The sequence below is a fragment of the Streptomyces sp. A 4/2 genome (assembly GCF_940670765.1).
Lineage (GTDB): Bacteria > Actinomycetota > Actinomycetes > Streptomycetales > Streptomycetaceae > Streptomyces.
Map to the genome: position 1 here is coordinate 79,428 of NZ_CALNVW010000049.1, position 23,482 is coordinate 102,909.

The following is a 23,482-nucleotide window of genomic DNA, read 5'->3' on the forward strand; positions in this document are numbered from 1 at the left end:
CCACGGTCCCGGCCACCTCCGCCTCACGAGACACCCGTTGTCAGTGCCTGCTGTCACACTCGATCGCATGACCGAGCGGTGGGCTCTGGCGGCGGCGGAGGGTGGCGGGGCACAGCTCGCACCCCTCGGCCCGGACGGGCTGCCCGCCGGGGACGTGCGGTTCGAGCCGGACCTGGTCGAGGCGGTCAGGTCCCGGCCGGACGTCGCCCGGTGGGTGTGGCGCTCGACGGCCGAGATCTACCCCCGGCTGCTGGCGGCCGGAGTGCGCGTCGAGCGGTGTTACGACATCGAGGACGCGGAGCTGCTGCTGCTCGGCCACGCCGGGCGGTACGGCGAGCCCCGGTCGGCGGCAGCGGCCTGGGCCCGCCTGCGCAACGCACCGGTACCGCCCGATCCGCCCCCCAGGTCCGCCACCCCGGGCTCGCAGTCCTCGCTCTTCGAACCGGCGCCCGTGACCGTGGAGTTCGACGCGCTCCTCGCGGTGTACGCGGACCAGCTCGGGCGGTACGGGACCACCGAACACCCGGACCGGATGCGGCTGCTCACCGCCTCGGAGTCGGCGGGCATGCTGGTGGCCGCCGAGATGCGCCGGGACGGCCTGCCGTGGCGGGCCGATGTGCACCGGACCGTGCTGGACGAGCTGCTGGGCGAGCGGTACGCGGGCGGTGGCGAGCCACGCCGGATGGCGGAGCTGGCCGACGAGGTGTCGGCGGCCTTCGGGCGGCGGGTCAGACCGGAGCTGTCCGCCGATGTCGTCAAGGCCTTCGCGGAGGCCGGGATCAAGGTGAAGTCGACCCGGCGCTGGGAGATCGAGGGGATCGACCACCCGGCGGTGAAGCCGCTCGTCCAGTACAAGAAGCTCTACCGGATCTGGACGGCGCACGGCTGGGGATGGCTCCAGGACTGGGTGCGCGAGGGGCGGTTCCGACCGGAGTACCAGCCGGGCGGGACGGTCTCCGGGCGGTGGACCACCAACGGCGGCGGGGCACTCCAGATCCCGAAGGTGATCCGCCGGGCCGTCGTCGCGGACCCGGGCTGGCGTCTGGTGGTGGCCGACGCCGACCAGATGGAGCCCCGGGTGCTCGCGGCGGTCTCCCGCGACCGGGGACTGATGGAGGTCGCCGGACACGACGGCGACCTGTACGCGGCGCTCTCCGAGCGGGCGTTCAGCGGGGACCGCGACCACGCGAAGATCGCGCTGCTCGGCGCGGTCTACGGCCAGACGTCCGGCGACGGCCTGAAGAACCTCGCGGCGCTGCGACGGCGGTTCCCGGCGGCCGTGGCGTACGTGGACGACGCAGCGCGGGCGGGCGAGGAGGGGCGGCTCGTACGGACCTGGCTGGGGCGGACCAGCCCGCGGGCGGCGGGGGCCGAGGACGACGAGGAGGCGGGAATTCCGCAGGAGGAGTCGCCCACCGGCCGCGCCTCGTCGGACGCGCGCGCCTGGGGGCGCTTCACCCGGAACTTCGTGGTCCAGGGCAGCGCGGCCGACTGGGCCCTGCTGATGCTGGCCGCGCTGCGGCGGTCGCTGCACACGGCCGGGCTCCGCGCCGAACTGGTCTTCTTCCAGCACGACGAGGTGATCGTGCACTGCCCGCAGGACGAGGCGGTGGACGTGGTCGAGGCGATCCGCGCGGCCGGTGAGCTGGCCGGGCGGATCGCCTTCGGGGAGACCCCGGTGCGGTTCCCGTTCACGCAGGCGGTGGTGGAGTGCTACGCCGACGCGAAGTGACCCGCCCGCGGCGCGCGGCAGTCGGGGCGTTCACCACACGGCCGCCGCGCCCCGGCCAGGAGGGAACCGTCGGACACGGCCTACGCGCCCCTGAGCTTCAGCCAGGCATCACTGACCGCGATGGAGCGCAGCTGTTCCATGGTGAGCGCGGGTGCCTTGCGGGTGGCCGGGCCCTGGAGCGTGGCGGTGTTCATCTCCATGACGACGACCCGGAATCCGTCCGGGCGCAGGGTGTCGGCCGTCCACTGGACGACTCCGGCTCCGCCCTTCTCCCCCGGTTCCTTGGAGGTGATGACCTTCGTGCCGTCGTCGAGCGTTTCGACGTGCTGCCCGTTCGCGACGAGTTCGTCGGCCACGTCGGCCATGTTCGGCTGCACGTTGATCTGTACGAACGTGCCGCCCTTGCCGTCGTCGACCGTGACATAGGCGTACTCCTCCTGCTGCCCGCCCGACCCGGTGACCTTCACCCCGTGGGGCAGCAGCGACCTGAGCGCGGCGCCGATGTCCTTGCCACTGGCGCCCGGCGACCGCCGCACCGGTGGCGCCTTCTCCGGCTTCGGCACCGGCACGGCCTTCCCCACCGCACGCCAGGCGTCCGCCGTCACCAGAGCCTTCAACAGGGCGGGCGAGAGCGGCGGTTCGGGCCGGCTGACCGGGGCGTCCTTCTCCTGGGCGGCGTTCCACTCGCTCACCTGGACCAGCAGACCGTCCGGCGTACGGAGCGTGGCCGTCCAGTCCTTGGTGTCCGCGCGGCCGTCCGGGTACTCGTACCCCTGGAGGATCATCAGCCTCGACCCGTCGGCCAGCCGCTCGGCGTGGCAGGCGTCGAACCGGGCGAGCGCCTTGTCCGGGCAGGTGACCTGCTCGTTGTCGGCGGTGGCAGCCCCCGGGGCCGCCACCCGGCCCACGGACAGCGAGATCGCCGACTTGCCCTTCCCGTCGTCGAACACGCCGTAGGCCAGCGGGCCGAGCCCGTCGCTCGTACCGCGGCCCTCCGTCCGGCTGAACTCCCCGGCGGGGAGCAGCCCCTTCAGTGTGCTGACCATCTGCGCCCCGGAGATCGCGCCGCCGTGGCCCGGCTTCGCGGTCTCCACCGGCGGGACGGCCACCGAGGCACGCCCGCCGCCCCCCGCGCCGCCGAACAGCCCGGCCGCGTACGCCCCGGCCGAACCCACCAGCGCCAGCGCCAGCACACTGCCCGTCACGGCCGCCGCCCGGCGGCGGACCGCCCTGCGACGGCCGATGCGCAGCCCGCCGTCGACCAGGGCGGGCCGGTCGGCCGGCTCGAAGGTGTCAGCGGCACGGTGGAGTGCCGTTCCCAGCTCGTCCTCAAATGGCATGCCGAACCCGCCCCTTCACGATGATGTGGTCAAAAGATGCCGAAAGTTGTCGAAAGATCAAGACTTTCCGAATGCCGCCGTCATGCCGTCGTACATCCGCGGGCCCGCCGTCAGAGCGCGGCGAACTCCGCCAGGCTGCCGCCCAGTTGCTCGCGCAACCGGGCCAGGGCCCGTACGGACCGGCTCCGTACGGCCGCCGATGAGAGGTGCAGCGCGTCGGCGGTCTCCTCGATGCTGCGGTCCTCCCAGTACCGCAGCACCACCACCGCCCGGTCCTTGGGCGCCAGCGCGCTGAGCGCGGCCAGCAGCGCGACCCGCAGTTCCGGATCGTCCCCGCCGCCGGGCACGGCCCGCTCGGGCAGCTCGCCGACGGGGCGTTCCGTCGACGAGCGCCGCCGCTGGTGGGCGAGGAAGGTACGGACGAGAACGGTCTGGGCGTACCCGGCCGGGTTCCCGATCCGTGCGACCCGCCCCCACAGTCCGTACATCCGGCCCAGTGTCTCCTGCACCAGATCCTCCGCCAGATGCGTGTCCCCACTGGTCAGCAGACAGGCGGAGCGGAAGAGATGATTCGCGCGCCCGGCCGCGAACTCCCTGAAATCGTCCGCACGGGACTGCCCCATGGCTCTCTGCCCTCCCCCTGCTGCCGCGCCCGCCCGCTCGGCGCGCCCCCGATTTTCCGTTCCCTCTCCTTTGATGCGCCGGCACCGTACGAATGTTTCAGCCCAGCTGAAAGTTCTGGTCCTGCCGAAAGCTCTGGTCCTGCCAAAGGTTCCGGTCAGGCCGGAGGTGTCACCCCGTCTCCGTCACCCGGGTCCGGGAGGCGAGGACCGCGATGTCGTCCTCGGCGTCGTGCCCGAAGCGTTCGAGCACCCCGTCCAGCAGGTCGTCGAGGCTGCCGCTCGGCGGCAGCCTGAGGTCGGCCAGCCGTCCGACCGACGCCTCGATGTCCTCGCCCCGCCGCTCCACCAGCCCGTCCGTGTACATGAACAGGACGGTGCCGGGGCCGCAGGAAACCGCCGCGGTCTCGTAGCCGCCGAGGCCCGTGCCGAGCGGCGGCCCGACCGGGATCTCGGCGATCCTGCCGTGGGATCCGGGGTCGATGAACACCGGCGGCAGATGGCCCGCGCTGGCCACCTGGCACAGTCCGTGGTTCCGGTCGACGACGGCCAGCAGGCAGGTCGCCGCCCGGTCGATGCCCGCCCGTTCCACCATGAGGTCGAGGCGCTCCAGGATGCGGTGCGGCGGTACGTCGTCGGCGGCCAGCAGCCGCACCATCGAGCGGTAGTGGCTCATGGCGACGGCCGCCTCGACACCGTGGCCCATCACATCGCCCATCACCTTCAGGTGGCGGGAGGCCGACAGCGGCACGACGTCGAACCAGTCGCCGCCCACCACCGCCCCCTGCCCGGCCGCCAGATAGCGGGTGGCGACCTCCAGATGGGGGTGGGGTTCGCGCGGCTCGGAGAGCAGGGCGCGCTGGAGTTCCAGCGCGATGCCGTGCTCGACGGTGTAGTGGCTGGCGTGGTCCAGGTCGACGACCGCACGGGCCGCGAGTTCCTTGGCGATCACCACGTCCTCGTCGGTGAAGTGCGGCGAGTCGTCGGCCCGGACGAGGGCCAGCGCGCCCAGCGAACGGCCCCGGGCCGCGAGCGGCACGATGCAGAGGGAGTGAAATCCGAGGGCACGGTAGGCGGCGACCCGCTCGGGGTGGGGCGAGGACCGGATCAGCTGCTCGTCGCTGATCAGGTTCTGCACCTCCGGCCGGTTCGTCTCCAGACAGCGCGTGACGATGCCGCCCTTCGGGTAGTCGACGTACTCCCCCGGCTGTCCGAACTGCCGCACCGCCTCGCGCAGCTCCGGTACGGCGGCCATCCCGGCCCGGCGCAGCCGGGTCACCCCCTCGGGAGCGGGCCGTACGGACTTGCCGGCCTCCGGTACGAACACCTCGACGCTGGCGACGTCCGCGAGGGCGGGCACCACGTGGTCGGCCAGCTCGTGGCAGGTGGTGTTCATGTCCAGCGTGGTGCCGATGCGGGTGGCAGCGGTGTCCAGGAGGGAGAGGTGGCGCCGTACGTGTTCCAGTTCCTGCAGCTGGCTGAGCGAGGCACTGGTCTCCAGGACCAACGCGACCAGCCCGTGCACCTCGCCGTCCCGTTCCAGCCGGTGGTAGGTGCTCTGCCAGAAACGCAGCCCCGGGTCGTCCGACGCGGGCGTACGGCCGCTGTGCGTCACATCACGGGGCCGCCCGTCGTCGAGCACCCCGCGCAGCGCGTCCATCGGCGCGTCGAGCTCCGGCAGCAGGTCGGTGACGGTGCGGCCCAGGTGCTCGGCTGCGGGGATCCCGTTGATCCGTTCGAGCGCCCGGTTGACGTACCGGAAGCGCAGGTCGGTGTCGAGCACGCCCACACCGACCGTGGCGCCCCCGACCAGGTAGTCCAGGGCTGCCAGGTCCGTCAGTGGGACATCCGGCGGATCGCTCACACGGGGCCTCCTGGTTCGGGACGGCGGATGCCCTGCCTCCATAGTCGGCCGCCCCGGCCGCCCACGCATCCGCCGGGACGGCGGGCGGCGGCACCGGGGCAGGGACCGTTCCGTCCTGGCCACCAAGTACAGCTGCGCGACACTGCGGGAGCCGGGGATCACCCTGAACGTGTACGGGGACCGCTGGGCGGACATCGAGGACCGCCGCTCCACGTACCGGCGCACCACGCGCGAGGTTCTCTGACACCGGGGCCGGAAGCCGGACACATCCGGCTTCCGGCCCCGGGCACGCAGCCGCGTGACGTCACGCCGTTCACGTGACGTCACGCTGTTCACCAGGTGTCATGTGGTTCACCAGGTGTCACGTGGTCAGCAGGACACCCGCGAGGCTGGTCACCGCGACGATGACCCAGGAGGCCAGGCCGAGGGCGGCGAGCTTCACTCCGGAGCGGGCCAGGGTGGGCAGGTACACGGCGCTTCCCAGGCCGAACAGCGCGGCGGCCAGCAGGAGTTCCTGGATGTTGTCGGCGGCGTCGAGCACCCCGCCGGGCAGCCAGCCGGTGCTGCGCAGCGCGACCGCGGCCAGGAAGCCGGCGACGAACAGCGGTACCAGGGGAGGACGGCGTCCGGCGGGCGCCGCGTCCGCGCCGGGCAGCTTGGCGTCCTGCCGGCGGCGGGCGAGCGCGACCCCCGCCACCAGGGGCGCGAGCATCGCCACCCGGATCAGCTTGACCATGACCGCCTCACCCAGCGCGTCCGGACCGGCCGTCTGCGCGGTGGCCACCACCTGCCCGACGTCGTGCACACCCGCGCCGACCCAGCGCCCGAACTGGCTGGCGTCCAGCCCCAACGGCCCCTGCAGCAGCGGAAGGACGGCGATGGCCAGCGTCCCGCACAGGGTCACCAGGGCGACAGCGGCAGCCACGTCCGAGTCCCGCCGCGCGGTCTCCTCGGCGCTCTCCTGCTTGCGGTTCCGGTCGAGCACACTGCTGACCGCGCCGATCGCCGAAGCACCGCAGATCGCGTACCCGGTGGCCACCAGCAACGGCTGCTCGCCCGGCAGGCCCATCTTCCGGCCCAGCCACTGCGTACCGAAGAACGTGGCGGCGACGACCCCGAGGATCATCACCACAGTGGCCCAGCCGAGCCCGAGCACATCGCCGATGCTCAGTTTGAGGCCGAGCAGGACGACGCCCGCCCGCATCAGCCGCTTGCCGGCGAACGTCAGTCCCGGTTGCGCCGGGCCGCGTACCCGGGTGCGCAGCCCCGGGACGTGGGCGGCCACGATGCCCAGCACGACGGCCGCGGTCAGCATGGGGATGCCGGGCAGCAGCGCGTGCACCGCCTCGGCGCACACGACACCCACGACGGCGAGCGCCAGGCCGGGGGCGTTGCGGCGCACCGCAGCCACCGCCGAGGCCCGGCGCCCGGACGTCGGCGGACCGGGTGGCCGAGGAGCTGCGAGCGGAGAACGGTCCAGATGAGTAGCCATGAATCCAGCGTGTGGGCGCGGGACCGAGCCCGGTAGACGAGAACTCGTGACCAGGTCATAGAGTCCCCCTATGACCTTTTCAAGGCATCTCCTATGAGCGGGCACACATGACCAGGCACACGATCAGGCACACGGTCAGGCATCCGGGCGGACGCGCATGAGCAGGCACATGAGCAGCCGCGCATGAGCAGCCGTGAGGACGACCGCTCGGAGAGCGCCGGACCCGGGCAGCGTCCGCTCCCCGATCTGCACGCCCTGCAGCTGCTGGTCACGGTCGCCGAGACCGGCAGCCTGGGCCGGGCCGCGGCCCGGCTGCGGATCAGTCAGCCGTCCGCGAGCGCCCGGATCCGCACCCTGGAACGACGGCTCGGACTGCACCTGCTGGACCGTTCCACCTCGGGCTCCCGGCTCTCCCCGGCGGGCGCGGTGGTCACCGACTGGGCGCGGACGGTGCTGGAACAGGCCGAAGCCCTCGTGGAGGGCGCCGCGGCCCTGCGCTCACGGCAGGACAACCGGCTGCACGTCGCCGCCAGCCTGACCATCGCCGAGGAGCTGATGCCCGGCTGGCTCGTCACGCTGCGCGAGGGCGCCCCGGGCGCCCATGTGGGGCTGACCGTCACCAACTCCTGGGGCGTCATCGAGGCGCTCCGCCGCGGCGAGTGCGACCTGGGCTTCGTCGAGGGCCCCCGGGTCCCGGACGACCTGCACCGTACGGCGGTGGGACGGGACCGGCTCGCGGTCGTGGTGGCGCCGGGCCACCCGTGGACCCGCCGCCGCACCCCGCTGTCGGGCCGCGAACTGGCCGACACCCCGCTCCTGGTGCGCGAACCGGGCTCCGGCACCCGGGAGACCCTGGTGACGGCGCTGCGCCAGTACGACGGCATCGCCGTGCCGGTCCTGGAGCTGGGCTCCACCGCCCCCCTGCGCAGCGCCGCCGCCCGGGGCCTGGCACCGGCCGTGCTCTCCGTCCTGGCGGTACGGGAGGACCTGGACCTGCGGCGCCTGGTGGAGATCGAGGTCGACCCGGCACTCCCCCTCCGCCGTGTCCTGCACGCGGTCTGGCCCAAGGGCCGCGAACTCCCCGAACCGGCCCTGCATCTGCTCCGGGCGGCGGGCCGGGCCTGAGCGGCGGGGGCGCCGCTCCGGAAACCCCGTTTCCGTCACGGCGGGGAAGGGTGAACCGCCCTCAGGGCGTCCGGGTGGCCGCACCGGGGACGTGGCTGCGTCGGCCGCCGAGGCTGGTGTAGAGGGTCATCCACTGGCGATCGGTGCGGGTGGGGGGCTTGCCGTCGCAGAAGGCCTTGGTGCCGTTGGCGGTGTAGTAGTGCAGCATTTCGAGGACGGAGCGCGGGTCGGCCTCGCTGCCCGCGGTGTAGCGCTCGGCGGGTTCCTTCCTCTGGTGCACGAGACAGGTGGGAGAGGGGGTCGCGGACTGGGCGTCGAGGGAGCCGCCCGGCGAGGCCGCGCAGCCGCTGACGGCGAACGCGGTCAGCAGGGCCGCAGCGAAGCGGGTCTTCCGGCGGTGAGTCATGGGGGTTCCTCCGGTCACAGGACGGGCGGCAGGCTGCGGATCATCAGGCCCAGGCCGACGACGAGCACCAGGAAGGCCGTCAGGACCGCGGTGTGGGGAGCGACGCGGCGCACCAGGGCGAGAAGCGGATGCTCGGAGAACTTGGTCACCCGGCCGCCGATCCGTACGAGGACGAGCCCGACGGCGGTGAGCGTGGCGGCCATGCCCAGGCCGTAGGCGAGCACGAGAGCGGCCCCGAAGGCGGTCCTGCCCAGGGCGATCGCACCGAGGAGGACGACCAGGGCCGAGGGGCTCGGTACCAGCCCCCCGGCGATCCCGAGCCCGATCAGGCCCCGGGTGCTGAAGGGTTGCGGGTCGGCGGTGGCAGGTGCGTGGGTGTGGTGGTGCCCGAACAGGCCGTGGCGGTGCGGTTTCTCGTGCGTGTGGGCGTGGTCGTGGGTGTGGTCGTGGTCGTGGTCGTGGTCGTGGTCGTGGTCGTGGTCGTGGTCGTGGTCGTGGTCGTGATGAGGCTCGTGCTCGTGGTGCGGCGCGTGTTCGTGGCAGGGGTCGTGCGTGTGCTCGTGGTGGACGGCGGAACCCGCGCCGACCAGTTCCGGTTCCGGCGCTCTCGCCTGCAGGCCGTCCGGCGAAGCGAGGCGCACGGCTCGACGGCGCTGCCGTACCGCGTCCCTCAGCAGGCCCGCTCCGACCAGGGCCACGAGCGCGCCGCTGACGACACCCAGCCAGCCCAGTACGGCATCGCCCGCCAACGAGGAGAACACGGTGAGGCAGAGGCCGATGACGATGACTCCGGCCGTGTGAGTGAGGGTGACGGTGGCGCCGACGGTGACGGCATCACGGGTTCTGCCGCGCTTGCCCGCGAGGTAGGCGGCCATGACGGTCTTGCCGTGGCCCGGCAACAGCGCATGGCCCGCGCCCAGAACGACGGAGAGCAGAACCGCCAGGATTCCGATCGGGAGCGTGAGGTGCTTCGCCCCCGCAAGCGACATCAACTGCCGGGACACGGCCTCGACACGGGCGGCAGGACCGCTTCCGGCCGTGACCCGATCCGGCGTTCGGTGCGTACCGGCGGCCCCCTCACCCGGAGCGGCGGTGAACTGCGCCGTGGTGTCACCGCGTGGGGTGGAGAGCAGATCCCGCGGGTAGTTGCGCAATTCGTCGGTGACCGAGGATTCCGGAACGGTGGAGTGCTGGAGATGCGTTCCCTCGCCCTTGGCGGTGATCTCGTTCCAGCCCACCCTGGTCCGGTCGGCGCCGGTGTCGACGCGCAGGGAGACCGGACCGTCCGTCAGACGCAAGGGGGCCCGGAGGTCGCACTCCAGCCGACTGGTACGCAGCCCGCCCTGCCCGGGACGGTAGTCGAACCGGGCGGACCTGACGGTCCACTTGAGCCGCCGCGGTGCGGTGACCTCCAGCTTCCCGGCCGTTCGGGCACAGCCTGCGGCGGCCCAGTGGGCGCGCTCGGCGTCACTCTGCTTGCCGTCCCCGTTGCTGTCGACCTTCAACGCGTCCTGGAGGGTGGGGATCTCCGCGGTGTCGGTCACGGCCGTGACGTCCACGCGGTCGGGGCGGAGCGTGAAGCCGGTGTAGTGGTTGACGGAGAAGTTGCCGAGCGGGTGGGCCTGGGCCGGGGGGACCGCGGCGCCGAGGAGCCACAGGGCGCCGACGGCCACGGCGACGGCCCGTCGTACGTGGGGTCGATGGGTCACGGGGCCTCCGGAGCGGTGGGCGTGCAACCGGTGCGGGGAACACGCGAGGTGTGTCTGATCTCGTCCGCGCGGAGAACACGCGGGGTGCGTCTGATCTCGTCCGCGCGCGGAATCGCGGGTGTCGCCGACTCCGCCTCGGAAGAGCGGACCGGGCGGGTTCAAGGCTCCCGAGGACAATGACCGGGCCGCGTTCCGGCCGTGCCCGCGCACGCTGGCCGGGCGGGACATGCCACTCGTGCGGCCCATCGCGACCACCCGGTTGGCTTCGTGAGGATGCCGTCCGGGCCTCGCCCGCACAGGTTCAGACTAATTGCACATAGTTCGCAACAAGCCTCGCCCCGAACCGAGTTCCGTTCCCGTTCGGGCAGATTCTGTGGCGTTCAGCCTCAAGACGATTGCTGACACATACGACACATGGTGACTTATTCGTAGCTTAGGTCTCATTACGGATGGGTTGTCGGTCACACCGCTCCGGTCATGGGTGCGGTCCGGAAACGTCCGTGTGCGGCTTCGAGCGTTCCCGCTCTCGCCGCGCCGTCTCCCCGGCGGACAGCGGCACTCACCGGAAACGGATGGCCCATGAAGCTTCCCCTGCCGTCGCGCAGACGGACCCCGGCCCGCCCGGCCGAACGCGCTCTCGCCGCACTCGGCACCCTCGCCCTGGTCACCGCAGGCACTCTCACCGGCCTCGCCCCCGGTGTCAGTTCCGCCTCCAGCCACCGCGAGGCCCCGCTGACCGCGGGCGACCCGAAGGCCGACAACACCGACGTCTACGCCTTCACGAGCCCCGACAAGCCCGACATGGTGACCCTGATCGCGAACTGGATCCCCTTCGAGGAGCCCAACGGCGGCCCCAACTTCTACCCCTTCGCCAACGACGCCCACTACAACATCAAGATCGACAGTGACGGCGACGGCAAGCCCGACACCACCTACACCTGGGCGTTCACCGACCACATCCGCGATGCCGCCAACCAGTTCCTCTACAACACCGGCGTCGTCAATTCCATCGACGACACGACCCTGAACTTCCGCCAGACCTACACGCTGACCGCCACCGATGCCCGCGGTAACACCAGGACGCTGGTCAAGGACGCGCCCGCTGCCCCCTCCAACACCGGCAAGGCCTCGATGCCCGACTACGCCGCGCTGCGCAAGGAGGCCACGGTCTCCCTGCCGGACGGCGGTCAGACCTACGCCGGGCAGGCCTCCGACCCGTTCTTCCTGGACCTGCGGATCTTCGACCTGCTCTACGGCGGGAACCTCAAGGAGACCGGCCACAACACCCTCGCCGGGTACAACGTGAACACCATCGCCCTCCAGGTTCCGAAGGCGCAGGTGGCCCTGAAGGGGGACGCCAAGAGCAACCCGGTCATCGGGGTGTGGTCCACCACCGACCGCAAGGGCGCGGCAGTCGTCGCGGGCAAGGGCTCCGAGAGCAACAGGAGCGGGACGGACTCCCGGACGGAGAGCGACAGGAGCGCGACCGGCTCCCGGACGGAGAGCGACAACAAGGGCGGGCCGCCCTCGACCGGGGACGCGGGCTGGCACCAGGTCTCCCGGCTGGGGAACCCACTGGTCAACGAGGTGGTGGTGCCGCTGAAGTACAAGGACGCGTTCAACACGCTGACTCCGGACCAGGACCACACGATCACGCCGGTCGTCGACAAGGTGAAGGACCCGATCGTGCCGAAGCTCATCCAGAGCATCTACGGCATCCCGGCTCCCGCGACACCCCGCAACGACCTGGTCGAGATCTTCCTGACCGGTATCTGCAAGGCCTGTGGTCCGATCCAGGCGGATCTCAACTCGCAGCAGCTCAACGCCGGCGTCAAGAAGAGCCAGTTCGTCCCGTCCGAAGAGCTGCGGCTGAACATGTCCGTCCCCACCTCCAGCAACCCCAACCGCCTCGGCGTCCTGGGCGGTGACCTCGCGGGCTTCCCCAACGGCCGCCGGCTCAACGACGATGTCGTCGACATCTCACTGCAGGCCCTCGAAGGCGCCGCGCAGACGGGGAAGATCGTGCCCGCGCTGGCCGCGGGTGACGGCGTCAACACCCCGTACCGCCAGCCGGAGGCGTCCTTCCCGTACGTGGCGCTGCCCAACACGGCCGCCGTCAACCAGGCCGATTCGCAGCGCCCGGACGGCGGCGTCGGAGCGGGCTTCGGCGGGACCGCCCTGAGCGGTGGCACTCCCGTCGTGGCCGTCGTCGCCCTCGCCGGCGGTGCCTTGCTGGCCGCCGCCGGATTCATGTTCCTGCGCCGACGGCAGGCGGACCGGGCGTGACCGGCCCCGACCCGTCCGGCCGCCTGCCCTCCACCCCGGAGGGCAGGCGGCCCCGGGCCGTCCACCGGTTCCGCCCCGCCGATCCACGGCGCCTGGCCGCGGTCCTCGCCGTCGCCACCGGCATGACCCTGGCCGGGACAGGCACCTCCGCGCTCGTCACCGACAGGCCCGGTCCCCCGAAGAGCGCGGACATCGGCGCCCTGCCCGTCCCGCAGTCCGCCGGGCGCGCCGCACCGGCGGCCCCTGCGGCGCCACCGATACGCATACGCATACCGAGCATCGGCCTGGACCACACCCTCACCGGCCTGCAGGTGCAGCAGGACGGCCGCCTCGGCGCACCACAGGACCCCGGGCAGATCGGCTGGTGGCGCGACGGCCCCCGGCCCGGGGATCCGGGCGCGGCGATCATAGTCGGCCACGTCGACTCCCTCACCGGACCGGCCGCCTTCTACAACCTGTCCTCCCTGCGCCCGGGGGACCGCGTCACCGTCGACCGCAGCGACCACTCCCACGCCACCTTCACCGTCCGGGCACTCCGCCAGTACGACAGGGACGACTTCCCCGACGACCAGGTGTACGCGGTGAACGGCGCCCCGGCCCTGCGCCTCATCACCTGCGGCGGGACCTACGACAGGGACCGGCACGAGTACCGCGAGAACCTCGTCGTCTACGCGACGCCCGCCGCCCCCGGCCGGGCGCACCCCTCCGCCTCTCCTCCACCCACCCCCACCCGGAGCGGGAATTGACCCAGCGCAAGCCCACCCACCGACGCACCCTGCTGCTCACCGCCGTGACCACGACCCTCGGAGTGGGCCTCTTCCTCGCCGGCGGTCTGGCCCTCTCCCCCTGGTCCGCGGCGCCGAGTACCCCGGCCTCTCCGGCCGCTGCGGGCGGCCCGGCCACCGGCGGTGACCCGCTGGCCACGGACATCACCGGACTCCAGCGGCACCTGCGCGGCGCCCCCCAGGACGCCGTCGCGCTCAGCACCCTCGGGCTGGACTACGTCGAGCAGGCCAAGAGCACCGCCGACCCGTCGTACTACCCCAAGGCGGAGGCGGTCCTCACACGGTCGCTGGCCATCCAGAAGAAGGACAACTTCACCGCGCTGGGCGGCATGGCGGCTCTCGAAGCGGCCCGCCACCGATTCGCCCAGGCGCTGGACTGGGCGCAGCGCGCGGTTGCCGTCAACCCGTACAACTCCTCGCTGTACGGAACCCTCGCCGACGCCTGCACGCAGCTCGGCCGCTACTCCGAAGCAGCCGAGGCCGTCCAGCGCATGGTCGACCTCAGGCCCGGCTCCCCCTCCCTGTCCCGCGCCTCCTACGTCGCGGAGCTCCGGGGCGACATCCCGACCGCGCGCGCCGACATGCAACGCGCCCTGCAGGACGCCGGAGGCCCGGCCGACCAGGCGTTCGCCCACTACTACCTCGGCGAACTCGCCTTCAACAGCGGAGACCCGGCCACCGAACTCGCCCAGGCCCGAGCAGGACTGCGCGTCGCGCCCTCCTCCACCTCGCTGCTCCAGGCCAGAGCAAAGGCAGAGGCGGCCCTCGGGAACACCGGCGCCGCCATCGCCGACTTCACCAGGGCCGTCCAACGCGTCCCGCAACCCGAGTACATCCTCCAACTCGGCGAGCTGTACCAGTCCTTGGGACGTACGAAGGAAGCCGAGCAGCAGTACGAGGTCTTCCGCGCCGAGCAGAGACTCTTCGCCGCCAACGGTGTCACCCTCGACTCCGACGCCGCCCTCTTCGAGGCCGACCACGGCAATCCCCGGCGTGCCCTGGCCGTTGCCCGGGAAGGCATCAGGAGCCGCCCCTTCCTGGAGAGCCACGATGCCCTGGCCTGGGCGCTGCACATCAACGGCCAGGACCGGGAGGCTCTCGCCGAGTCCGGCCGGGCGCTCTCCCAGGGCATGCGCAACGCTCTCTTCCACTATCACCGCGGGCTCATCGAAAAGGCCCTCGGTGACCGGGCGGCGGCGCGCGACGACCTGACCGAAGCGCTCACCATCAACCCTCACTTCAGCCCCTTGTACGCGCCGAAAGCCCGAGCGGCCCTCGCCGCCCTGAAGGATCCCGCCTGACGTACCGCCCAGTTCCGCGGCGCGCAGCCTGACCTGGAGGGCCTGGTCCGCCTTGGTGGCGGAGCAGGCGATGTTGTCGGGCCCGGCGAACACGGCGTTCTTGGAAACGATGTAGACCCCGTCCGGAGCTCCTGCGCAGTAGCGACCTCCGCGATCAACTCGGTCACACTTCCTGCCACGCGGGGACTCGGGAGCCTGGTCCGCGGCCGGCGTGCGGATCGGTCTCGGCTGAGCCCACTGCGGGCGCTGATCCGTTCCGTACGGCGGTGCGAGGACCTGTCCGGCTACGTTGGCGACCGGACCAGGTGCGATCAGCGAGCAGAACAGCAACGGTGGAGGCCGACGTGGACAAGGCAGCAGGCCGGATCTCCGGGCGGGGCACCCGATGACCGCGCGGCCCTCGCCCGGCGTCGGCCCGCTCATCGCCGCCGACCGGCTCGTACATCAGCTGGGCACCCCGGGGCTGGTGATCCTGGACGCCTCCGTCGGCAAGCACCGGGGCGCCGGGCGGCGGATCCCGGGGGCGCGGCCGTTCGACATCGACGGGGCGCTGTCCGACCACTCCGGCCCGCTTCCCCACACGATGCCCGGCGCCGCCGTGTTCACCGAGGAGATGCGCTCCCTGGGCGTCATGGACACCTCCACCGTCGTCGTCTACGACAGCGCCGGTATCTATTCGAGCGCCCGCGCCTGGTGGATGCTCCGGGCGATGGGCTTCGACCGGGCGGCCGTGCTCGACGGCGGCCTGCCCGCCTGGACCGCTGCGGGGTACCCGCTGGAGGACGGCGGGCCGGTGGCACCCCCGGGAGTGCGCGGCGACTTCACCGCGCGCCCCCGCCCGGGGCTGGTCGTCGGCCGGGGCGAAGTGGCCGCGGCACTGACCGACCCGGACGCGACCGTCCTCGACGCCCGCGCCCGGGAGCGGTTCTCAGGAGCGGCCCCCGAACCTCGCGAGGGGCTGCGCGGCGGCCATATGCCCGGGGCGGTGAACCTGCCCTTCACCGAGCTCCAGCACAACGGCCTGATGCTCCGGGAGCCGGAGCTGCGCGCCGCGTTCACGGCCCGCGCCGGTGACCGGGAGCGGCTGGTGTTCAGCTGCGGATCGGGCGTCACCGCCTGCGTCCTGGCGCTCGGCGCCGAACTGGCCGGATACCGCGACCTCGCCGTGTACGACGGGTCCTGGAGCGAATGGGGGCTGCCGTCGGATCTACCGGTGGTACGCGGAACGGAGGGCGGGAGTCCACTGCCCTGATCCCCACTGCCCTGACGCCCACTGCTCTGACGCCCGCTCCCGCCGCCGAGCGGTGATCACGGTGCCGAGTGGTGTGATCACGGTGCCGCAGCCCCGCACCGGCAGGCTGCGGCACCGGCCCGAGTGGTCCGCCTACTCGGGCAGGCCGAACCTCACCGAGCGCAGTTCGAGATCGTCGCGGGCGGGCCTGCCGTGGGGCCTCAGCTGCCACTCGGGCCCCTGGCAGTCGGTGCCGACGTAGACCGTGACCCAGGAGTCGGTCTGGTTGTGCGGGCCGAAGCCCGGCGGGAGTTCGTCGGAGTCGACACCGTAGAGGTTGATGCACCGGCCGCTCTGCGGGTCGTGCACGGTGGCGAACTGTTCCTGGCCATGATCGTCGACGTACTTGTAGTGGAACTCGCCGGTGGCGGCCAGGGCCGAACCGGGCAGCATCAGGACCAGCGCGAGCGCGGCCAGACCGGCTGCGGCGGCGTTGCGGAGCTTCATGGCGGGGGTGAATCCCTTCCGAGGGGGTACGTGGGCACGACCCTAGAAGGGGACGAGACGGGTGAATCGATTCTCCACGGGCGCCACGCGCAGGGTCGGTAACGAGAGTTGACCCGGTGACCGCAGGTACCTCCGACCACCGCGCCGATCAGGCCGCCTTTCCTTCGCACGCCCGGACTTTCGTACACCCCGACATTCATGGACTCGTACATGCGCGGAACCGGACAGGCATGGAACCGGACATGCGTGGAATTGGATATGCGCACCCTGGGCGTTCGTGCGCCCTGAAAGGGGAGACTTTCCGCCCGGGAGAAAATCATCCAGGGATGGAACTGTCCCCCTCAGCAGCGGACGACTGCTGGTCATGCAGGTCAGTCCCGCACCGGGCGCGAGGTCCTCGTCGACGCCCAGTAGGAGAGAGCCCCCGGCGCCGGGGGCGAGGCCGCGGCCGAAGACGGCTGCCGGGGTGTCCGCGCCGGGCGCGGCCTCGCCTGACGGGCCGCTCTCCCGGGCCGAACAGCCCCGGACGTCGGAGTACTTGCTCTGCTGGCGGCTCCGACGCGGCGGGCGGAAGTCACCGGGCAGGGGCGCACGGGCCAGAGCCTCCCGGGCACCTCGGGAGGCCCACCGGTCGTGCTGTTCGCTTCACTCCTTGACCGGGGTGCCGCCGTGCATGCCGAAGCGGGCGGAGCACTGCTCGCCGGATCGGTCGCTCGCCTTCCGGACGCAGATCCACATCGTGTGGCCGACGTCCGAGATGAAGCTTGTTTTCACGGCGCCCCAGGACGCACCGAAGGTGTACGCAACGCCGTCGCTGCGGTAGAGCTCGGCCTCGCAGGTCTGCTTCAGGGAGGTGTTGAGCACGCCTGCGAGCTCGCCGGAGCCGTTGTCGTCCAGCCAGGCGGAGCAGGCGGCGTCGTTGCCGAACCAGTCGGTGTCCGCCTCGGAGCCCTTGACCTGCGTCAAGTCGTCGCTGCCGTTGATACCGCTGATGGCCGATGAGGTGAGGCTGATCGCAGTTGCCGAGGACGTGGCGGTCGCGACGGTGCCGGAGGGCGGACGCGCGCTGGCCCCGCCCGGTGCGACGGTCTTGTCCGTACCGGCCGTGACGACCGGGGTCGGAGGAGCGGACCTGCCGGTGGACGGGGCCGAACGGCTCGGGCTCACGGAGGGCGTCCGTGTCGCCCCGGCCACCGGCTCGACGGTGGCCGGGGCGCTGTCGGACGATCGCACGGCGCCGTCCCGCGAGGATGCGGGCGGGACGAACAGGAACGCTGCGCCGGCGCCGAGGGCGACCACTGCGGCGACCGGGAACAGAAGCAGCATTCTGCGCGGTCGGCGACGTACAGCAGGGGCCCCTGACACGGTCTCGGGCGTCGGATCCGCGTCCAGGTCCGGCGGCGGGACGGTCTCCAGCTTGCCGACCGGCGTCGCGGCGAAGGCACGTCGCGAAGCGATGCGCGACATGACCTCCGAGGGCCAGGACGGGGGAGGAACGGGCAGGTGCGCACGGGCCGCTTCCGCCATCTCGTGTGCAGTGGGGCGGGCTCCGGGGCCGGTGGCGAGACAGGGCTCGATGACGGCGGCGAGGTCGGCGTCCACGGCGCGCAGCTGCTCGACGTCAGGGACGACGCCGGGCGTGCGGCCCGAGGCCGCGTAGAGCAGTAGCGCTCCGAGCGCGTAGATGTCCGCGGGCGCGTCCACGTCCTCGTCCCCGGACTGCTGCTCCGGCGCCGAGAATCCCTGCGTTCCGTAGCTGCCCCCGCTCTTGGTGAGCCTCGCCTGGTCCGCGGCGCGCGCGATGCCGAAGTCGATCAGCTTCACGCCGTCGCGCACCAGCATCACGTTGCCGGGCTTCACGTCGCGGTGCACGATCTCCAACGCGTGCACGGCCCGCAGTTGAGCGGCGGCCTCGGCCAGCAGCAGCCACAGCGCCCCGGCGGGCAGCGGGCCGCGCAGCCGTACCGCCTCGTCCACGGTGAGCCCGGGTACGTACTCGGTGGCGAACCAGGAGCGTTCCGCGGTGCCGTCGCTCGCCAGCACCCGCGGCCCGACGCCCACCGGCACCCGGTAGAGGATGCCGACCTCGCGTGCGAAGCGCTCGCTGGAGACCAGCCGCGGCCGGACGCGCTTGACGGCGGCGTAGCCCTTGTCCGACGCCCCGAGGTAGACCTCGCCCATGCCGCCGGTGCCGAGCAGACCGATGATGTGGAAGCTGCCGATCTCCTGCGGATCGTCCGGGCCGAGAGGTTCGGCGATCGCACTGTCCAGCATCAGCAGTTCCCCCGCTGCTCGTACTCACGGCGGCTCAGGTTATCAGCAACTCCGTTGCGAACACGGGGCGTTGACAGCGAACACATGTCCGTTGGAGGACCGGTCCTCCCCGTGCGCTCATACACTGACGCGAGCCGAGCCGGAGGTATATGACATGGCGTACGGAAGCTTTCCACCCCAGATACTGCCGCCGGGCAGTCCCTCCGACAGAGTGCCTTCGGCTCCGCCCGGGACGATCTTCGTTCTGGGTCCGGAGGGCGGGTACGCCGTGCCGCCGCGCCGGTACGCGCTGCTGTTCGGGCGGGACCGCGAGGACGTGCATGTGCCGGTCGGTGTCGACGACCCGACCGTCAGCCGTCGGCACGGCATGTTCACCTGCACGGGCGGGGACGGCGACTGGTGGCTGGTCAACACCGGCAATCTGCCGATTGAACTGCCCGACGGCGCGCTGATGCTCACCGGCCACAAGCGGATCATCGAGTCCGGGTACACCCCGCTGGTGATCAATTCGTCCAAGCGGCGTTCCCACCTGATGGAAGTCCGCGTCGTGGACGAGGACGACCGACACCCCCGCTCCACGAGCGGTGCGGATACCGTGGATCCCGAGACGGTCTACGAACTCTCCCCGCCGGAGCGGCTGGTGCTCACCGCGCTCGCCCGGCGCTACCTGGAGGGCCACGACGCCTTCCCCCTGCCGCTGGCCTGGGAGGACACCGCCCGTCTGGTCAACGCCTCGCCCTGTGCGACCAAGTCCTGGACCTACAAGTCGGTCGCGAACGCGGTCGAGGACGTACGCGAACGGCTGCACCGGCGGGGCGTGCGCGGACTGATGCGCGATGAGGTCGGCGAGCCGGTCGGCTCGATGCTCAGTGTCAACCTGATCAGGGAACTGCTGAAGACGGCGACACTGAGCGCTCAGGACCTGGAGTTGCTGTCCGACAAGGACTGAACCGCCCTTGCAGGGTGCGTGCCCCGGTCGATGGTCGACCGGGGCACACGGGTTTCTCAGCGTTCTGTCTCCTGCCCGGCTTCGGGGTGGTACGCGTTGTACGTGACGTGCATGGTGCCGCGTTCGAGCGCGAAGAGGGCTGCTCGGTCCTCCGCGGAGTTCTGTTGGTGCGGTTCCGGCTGTTCCGCCTGGGCCTGGGCCTGGGCCTGCTCAGGGTGACGCGTCGTGTTCGTCACGTGGTTGTTGTCGCCGACGATGAAGGTGCCGGTGACGTCTCCGGCGTGGATGTCCCCGTGCGTGGATTCTGCGGGCATGGCCTGCCTTTCTTGGTCGGTCCCGGAGAAGGTCAGCCGCCGCAGTCGGTCTGCAGGCTGTCCTCGGCGGAGTTCATCGCCAGGACCTGACTCGACGGGTCGAACCCGGCGCTCCCCGGGTCGTTCTCGTATGACTGATACAGGCTCTGCATCTGCTGAACGGGGCTCAGCATGCCGTTGAGGTCTGTCACCACGGACGTGTCCTGGGCTTGCGATACGGCCCCTTGCACCGTGGACACGATGGAGTCCAGATCGCTGATGACCGTGCTGACGTCGGAGAGCAACGTGCCGTCGTCGGGTGCGGTGGACGTCGCACCCGAGTTGTAGTCGGTCATGGCGCTGTTGTAGGTGTCGATCGCGTCGGATGCGTCGGACGCGTCGGTGCTGTACTGCTGGATCTCTGACGACAGTTCAGGGATCACGGTCGCGCACACGGGATCGACGGTGGGCGTGGGTGGGGTGTCATCGCGTCCGCTCGGTGTGAAGATGCTCGCGTCCGGCGTCAGGACGGGGGCCGGTGCGGCAACCGGGGCCGGGGGCGGAGTCGGCCGGTCGTTCACGAAGACCGTGGCACCCACGCCGAGCACGGTCACGAAGCCGAGCGTGCAAGTGAGGGCGAGTGCCGACATCCCGCTCTTGGCGGCACCGGCACCGACGGCGGTGACCGTCGAGTGGCTTGCGCCCGTCGCGGTCGCGGGTGCGTGCACGGCGTGTGCCGACTGGGAAGCGGACGTGTGCGCCTGCGAGAGGTCGATCCGCTGCGGCATCTGCGCGGTGGAGTGTGTGCCCGCCACATGTGTGGCCGCGTGCGACTGTTGGGCGCCATGGGTCATGTCGACCACCGGCCTCGCCACATGTGCGGACGGGGCCGCGTGCACGGACGGGGCCGCATGTACGGACGGGGCCGCGTGTACGGACGGGGCCGCGTGTACGGACGGGGCCGCGTGTGCGGGAACCGGAGTCCCGGACGTGGGAACGGTCGGATGCGGGAAGGCCGGCGCGTTGCCCGCGTGCGTCAGGGGGACCGTCTGGACCGGGGATGTGGTGGTCGTCGCCGCGTTGGCGACCTGCTGGGCCGCCGAATGCGCCCGCAGGGCGGTGAGTTCATGCCACAGCACCCCCGCCTCAAGCACCAGGGCCGTCGTCTGCGCGGCCCTTCCGATCGCCCTCCGGCGGGTGCGCGCCTCACGCAGGAAGAACTCCTCCCCCTCCTTGTCCCCCGCGCTCTTCGCCACTGTCCAACCGGCTCCGAGCAGGCTGCCCCACGCGTCGAACTGCCGGGACAACGCCAGCTTCGGCGAGGCGGCACGGGCCAGCGCCACGCCGAGCTGCGCCTGTCCGTGCTTCTCCGCTCGCAGCACCGCGACATCCAGGGCCTGAAAATGTGCCGCGACATCGTCCGGGCTGGTGCCCTTCTCCTCGACCCACGCGGTGAGCGTCCGGCAGAGCTGATCGGCGGGAAACTCCGTCGCCCTGCTCCTCAGCACGCACTCGGCAACGTCCGGCGGACAGCTGTAGCCGGTCTCCGAGGCGAGCAGCAAGCCGTGTTGCACCAGGCTGTCGGCGACAACTCCGGTGTCCGGCCGGCCGATCAGATCATTCAGATGCCGGGCGGCCAACTCGGCGCCGGACAGCGAGCCGAGCAGGTACAGCAGGTCACGCTCCTGCGGCTGGAGCGTTTTCAGCAGCGCGGGAAGCAGTTCGGGGAGATCGGCGACGCCCGGCAGCCCCTTGCCGACCTCGGCCGAAAGGGCGATGCGCCGCAATCTGAGCGGGTTGCCGTCCACCGCGTCGCACAGCGCTTCCACGGTCTGCGCCTCGTCGCGCCGCAGCCCGCGGGCCAGCACCGTCTCCACCAGTCGCGTCCCCGCCGAGCCCGTAAGCCCTTCGAGTCGGATCGCGTGTACGCCGTTGACCGCGGACCGCTGCTGCGAGGTGAAGACGAACGTGGACTTCCCGGCCATGTCGAAGAGTCGCTGCAGGTCCTTCTCGTCGAGTCCCGCGTCGTCCAGGTAGATCCGCAGCTGCAGCGTCTTCAGGTGCTCCTTCAACACCTCCATCGACGGCTTGTAGTTCGGCGCGTCGAAGCTGATGTCGAAGATCGCTTGCGCGATGTCATCGGACGTCCGTCCACCGGCTTCGATATAGGCCACGCCCTCGGGCCCGTGCGGCATCGTGCCCGCGAGGTGACGCAGCAGCGCACTCTTGCCGACCCCGGACACACCCCAGACCTGCACCAACCGATGTGTCTCGATAGCCGCTCGCAGTTCCCGGACATCCCGCTCCCGTCCGATCAGCAACTCGGCTGCGGACGGCGGCAACTGGCAGATCGGCCGACGCTTGACCGGATCCGGCAGCGGCCCCGTGTGCACGGTGATGGCCGCACCGGACTCGGCGGTGATACTCAGGTTGTTCACGGTGTTCCCGCTGCCTACGACCATCGTTCCGGACACGTCGCCGGTCCGGATCCGCTCGGAAGTGTTCGGAGCACCGTTGTTGTCCGGCATCTGTTTCTCCCCCGTTCTCTGCCACGCTCGGGACCCGACACACGGGTCCCCACGCTCAGGTCCCGACACTCGGGTCCCGACACTCGGTCATGCTGGCGCCGGCCCGTCGTGCGAACCCGGCGCTTTTACGTGTTTGGCGACATCGCCAGCGATCCGGCGGGCCCGGCCGCGACGCCCTCCGACGGCCCGGCCGCGACAGCGATCCGGGCGAGCTGATCCAGGTCGAGGATGGTGACCCTGCGGTAGCCGGTCACGACCGCACCCGAATCCCGCAGCGCCCGCAGCGCCTTGTGGATCGACGACTCCGCCGCGCCAACCAGGGTGGCCATCTCCGGCTGTGACAGCGGGAGTTGAGCTTCGTTACGGCCGGGACGCCCGTAGGTGACGGCCAGGTGGTGCAGGATCCTGGCCAGCCGTCCGAGCACGTCGCAACCGGCGAAATCCACGATCCGGCCGGTCGCCGTACGCAGCTTCGCCACCACGCTCGCGCTGAGTGCGAGCCCTACGGCGGGGTGCTGTTTCGTGCACTCCACCAGTTCGGAGCGCAGGATGTAACGGGCCAGCACCCTGCCGCAGGCGGTCACGGTGCCGATGCGCGGCTGGCCGTCGATCCCTGCGAGTTCCCCGACCAGGTCCCCGGCCATCCGCACGGCCAGCAGCGCCTCGCGGCCGTCCTGCGCGTGTGCGGTCACCTTCACCGTGCCGCCGAGCAGGAGCAGCGCGAAGTCCGAGGTGTCGGCCTCGTGGATGGTGATCTGACCAGCCGGGTAGACCACGCCGTGGCCGAGTCCCAGCAGGATTCCGCGGTCGGCCTCCTCGACCCGGCCGAGCAGTCCGGTCGGCGGCCAGTAGGCCGCGGCCCCGCGTACCCGTGTGTTGCTCATCGGCCACACCTCTCTTTCTCGTTCGGCCGAAGCCGCACAAGTTGTATTAGTAGCGGTTCTACCCGAGGACCCCTCCTCTACGATCCCGGCAACCATTCGGACGGCACCGAATAACGGGAAGACGGCACATCGATCTTCGAATTGCCGGCCCCCATC

General features: G+C 71.5%; 18 protein-coding genes. 7 read left to right on the top strand and 11 right to left on the bottom strand.

Going from position 1 to position 23,482, the window contains the following annotated elements; translation table 11 throughout:
• Positions 1–67 precede the first annotated feature (67 nt).
• Entirely contained in the window at positions 68–1,732 is a 1,665-nt protein-coding gene (locus NBY69_RS32210) for a bifunctional 3'-5' exonuclease/DNA polymerase (RefSeq protein WP_250305488.1), read from the top strand.
• Positions 1,733–1,812: 80 nt separating this feature from the next.
• On the opposite strand, the gene NBY69_RS32215 is transcribed toward NBY69_RS32210, so the two are convergent.
• The 4 genes from NBY69_RS32215 to NBY69_RS32230 form a co-directional block, all read right to left on the bottom strand.
• The gene (locus tag NBY69_RS32215; protein WP_250305489.1) at positions 1,813–3,072 is read right to left on the bottom strand and encodes a hypothetical protein; all 1,260 of its coding nucleotides are present in this window, start codon (positions 3,070–3,072) and stop codon (positions 1,813–1,815) included.
• Between the two features lie 110 nt (positions 3,073–3,182).
• Positions 3,183–3,695, bottom strand: coding sequence for a SigE family RNA polymerase sigma factor (locus NBY69_RS32220; RefSeq protein ID WP_250305490.1), 513 nt, complete (start codon positions 3,693–3,695; stop codon positions 3,183–3,185).
• A 169-nt stretch (positions 3,696–3,864) separates the two neighbouring features.
• Positions 3,865–5,598 (bottom strand): SpoIIE family protein phosphatase, encoded by a 1,734-nt coding sequence (locus NBY69_RS32225; protein WP_250305491.1) that lies wholly within the window; start codon positions 5,596–5,598, stop codon positions 3,865–3,867.
• Positions 5,599–5,917: 319 nt separating this feature from the next.
• Positions 5,918–7,048, bottom strand: coding sequence for a YeiH family protein (locus NBY69_RS32230; RefSeq protein WP_250305492.1), 1,131 nt, complete (start codon positions 7,046–7,048; stop codon positions 5,918–5,920).
• 183 nt (positions 7,049–7,231) lie between these two features.
• Between NBY69_RS32230 and NBY69_RS32235 the strand changes: the two genes are divergently transcribed.
• Entirely contained in the window at positions 7,232–8,173 is a 942-nt protein-coding gene (locus NBY69_RS32235; RefSeq protein WP_250305493.1) for a LysR substrate-binding domain-containing protein, read from the top strand.
• Between the two features lie 61 nt (positions 8,174–8,234).
• Here NBY69_RS32235 and NBY69_RS32240 read toward each other — a convergent pair whose 3' ends face one another.
• Positions 8,235–8,579 carry a hypothetical protein gene (locus tag NBY69_RS32240; protein WP_250305494.1) on the bottom strand — a complete coding sequence of 115 codons (345 nt, stop codon included), beginning with the start codon at positions 8,577–8,579 and terminating at the stop codon, positions 8,235–8,237.
• Between the two features lie 14 nt (positions 8,580–8,593).
• Positions 8,594–10,288: a high frequency lysogenization protein HflD gene (locus NBY69_RS32245; protein WP_250305495.1), complete on the bottom strand. Its 1,695-nt coding sequence runs from the start codon at positions 10,286–10,288 to the stop codon at positions 8,594–8,596.
• Between the two features lie 579 nt (positions 10,289–10,867).
• Here NBY69_RS32245 and NBY69_RS32250 point away from each other — a divergent pair.
• From NBY69_RS32250 to NBY69_RS32265, 4 genes are all read left to right on the top strand, one after another.
• Entirely contained in the window at positions 10,868–12,574 is a 1,707-nt protein-coding gene (locus NBY69_RS32250) for a DUF4331 domain-containing protein (protein ID WP_250305496.1), read from the top strand.
• Entirely contained in the window at positions 12,571–13,320 is a 750-nt protein-coding gene (locus NBY69_RS32255; RefSeq protein ID WP_250305497.1) for a class F sortase, read from the top strand. Before NBY69_RS32250 ends, NBY69_RS32255 begins: the two co-directional genes overlap by 4 nt.
• Positions 13,317–14,660 (top strand): lipopolysaccharide assembly protein LapB, encoded by a 1,344-nt coding sequence (locus tag NBY69_RS32260; RefSeq protein WP_250305498.1) that lies wholly within the window; start codon positions 13,317–13,319, stop codon positions 14,658–14,660. Before NBY69_RS32255 ends, NBY69_RS32260 begins: the two co-directional genes overlap by 4 nt.
• A 385-nt stretch (positions 14,661–15,045) precedes the next feature.
• Positions 15,046–15,912, top strand: a complete 867-nt coding sequence (locus NBY69_RS32265; RefSeq protein ID WP_250305499.1) for a sulfurtransferase — start codon at positions 15,046–15,048, stop codon at positions 15,910–15,912.
• 132 nt (positions 15,913–16,044) lie between these two features.
• On the opposite strand, the gene NBY69_RS32270 is transcribed toward NBY69_RS32265, so the two are convergent.
• Both NBY69_RS32270 and NBY69_RS32275 read right to left on the bottom strand, forming a co-directional pair.
• Positions 16,045–16,398, bottom strand: a complete 354-nt coding sequence (locus NBY69_RS32270; protein WP_250305500.1) for a hypothetical protein — start codon at positions 16,396–16,398, stop codon at positions 16,045–16,047.
• 645 nt (positions 16,399–17,043) lie between these two features.
• Positions 17,044–18,672 (bottom strand): serine/threonine protein kinase, encoded by a 1,629-nt coding sequence (locus NBY69_RS32275; protein WP_250305501.1) that lies wholly within the window; start codon positions 18,670–18,672, stop codon positions 17,044–17,046.
• Positions 18,673–18,883: 211 nt separating this feature from the next.
• Here NBY69_RS32275 and NBY69_RS32280 point away from each other — a divergent pair, with 211 nt between their 5' ends.
• A complete protein-coding gene (locus tag NBY69_RS32280; protein WP_250305502.1) occupies positions 18,884–19,621 on the top strand; it encodes an FHA domain-containing protein in 738 nt (245 codons plus the stop codon).
• A 56-nt stretch (positions 19,622–19,677) separates the two neighbouring features.
• On the opposite strand, the gene NBY69_RS32285 is transcribed toward NBY69_RS32280, so the two are convergent.
• The 3 genes from NBY69_RS32285 to NBY69_RS32295 all read right to left on the bottom strand — a co-directional run bounded on the left by NBY69_RS32285 (position 19,678) and on the right by NBY69_RS32295 (position 23,326).
• Complete coding sequence (locus NBY69_RS32285) at positions 19,678–19,935, bottom strand: hypothetical protein (RefSeq protein WP_250305503.1); 258 nt, start codon at positions 19,933–19,935, stop codon at positions 19,678–19,680.
• Positions 19,936–19,967: 32 nt separating this feature from the next.
• Positions 19,968–22,442 (bottom strand): hypothetical protein, encoded by a 2,475-nt coding sequence (locus tag NBY69_RS32290; protein ID WP_250305504.1) that lies wholly within the window; start codon positions 22,440–22,442, stop codon positions 19,968–19,970.
• A 125-nt stretch (positions 22,443–22,567) separates the two neighbouring features.
• The gene (locus NBY69_RS32295) at positions 22,568–23,326 is read right to left on the bottom strand and encodes a Crp/Fnr family transcriptional regulator (protein WP_250305505.1); all 759 of its coding nucleotides are present in this window, start codon (positions 23,324–23,326) and stop codon (positions 22,568–22,570) included.
• Positions 23,327–23,482: the final 156 nt, after the last annotated feature.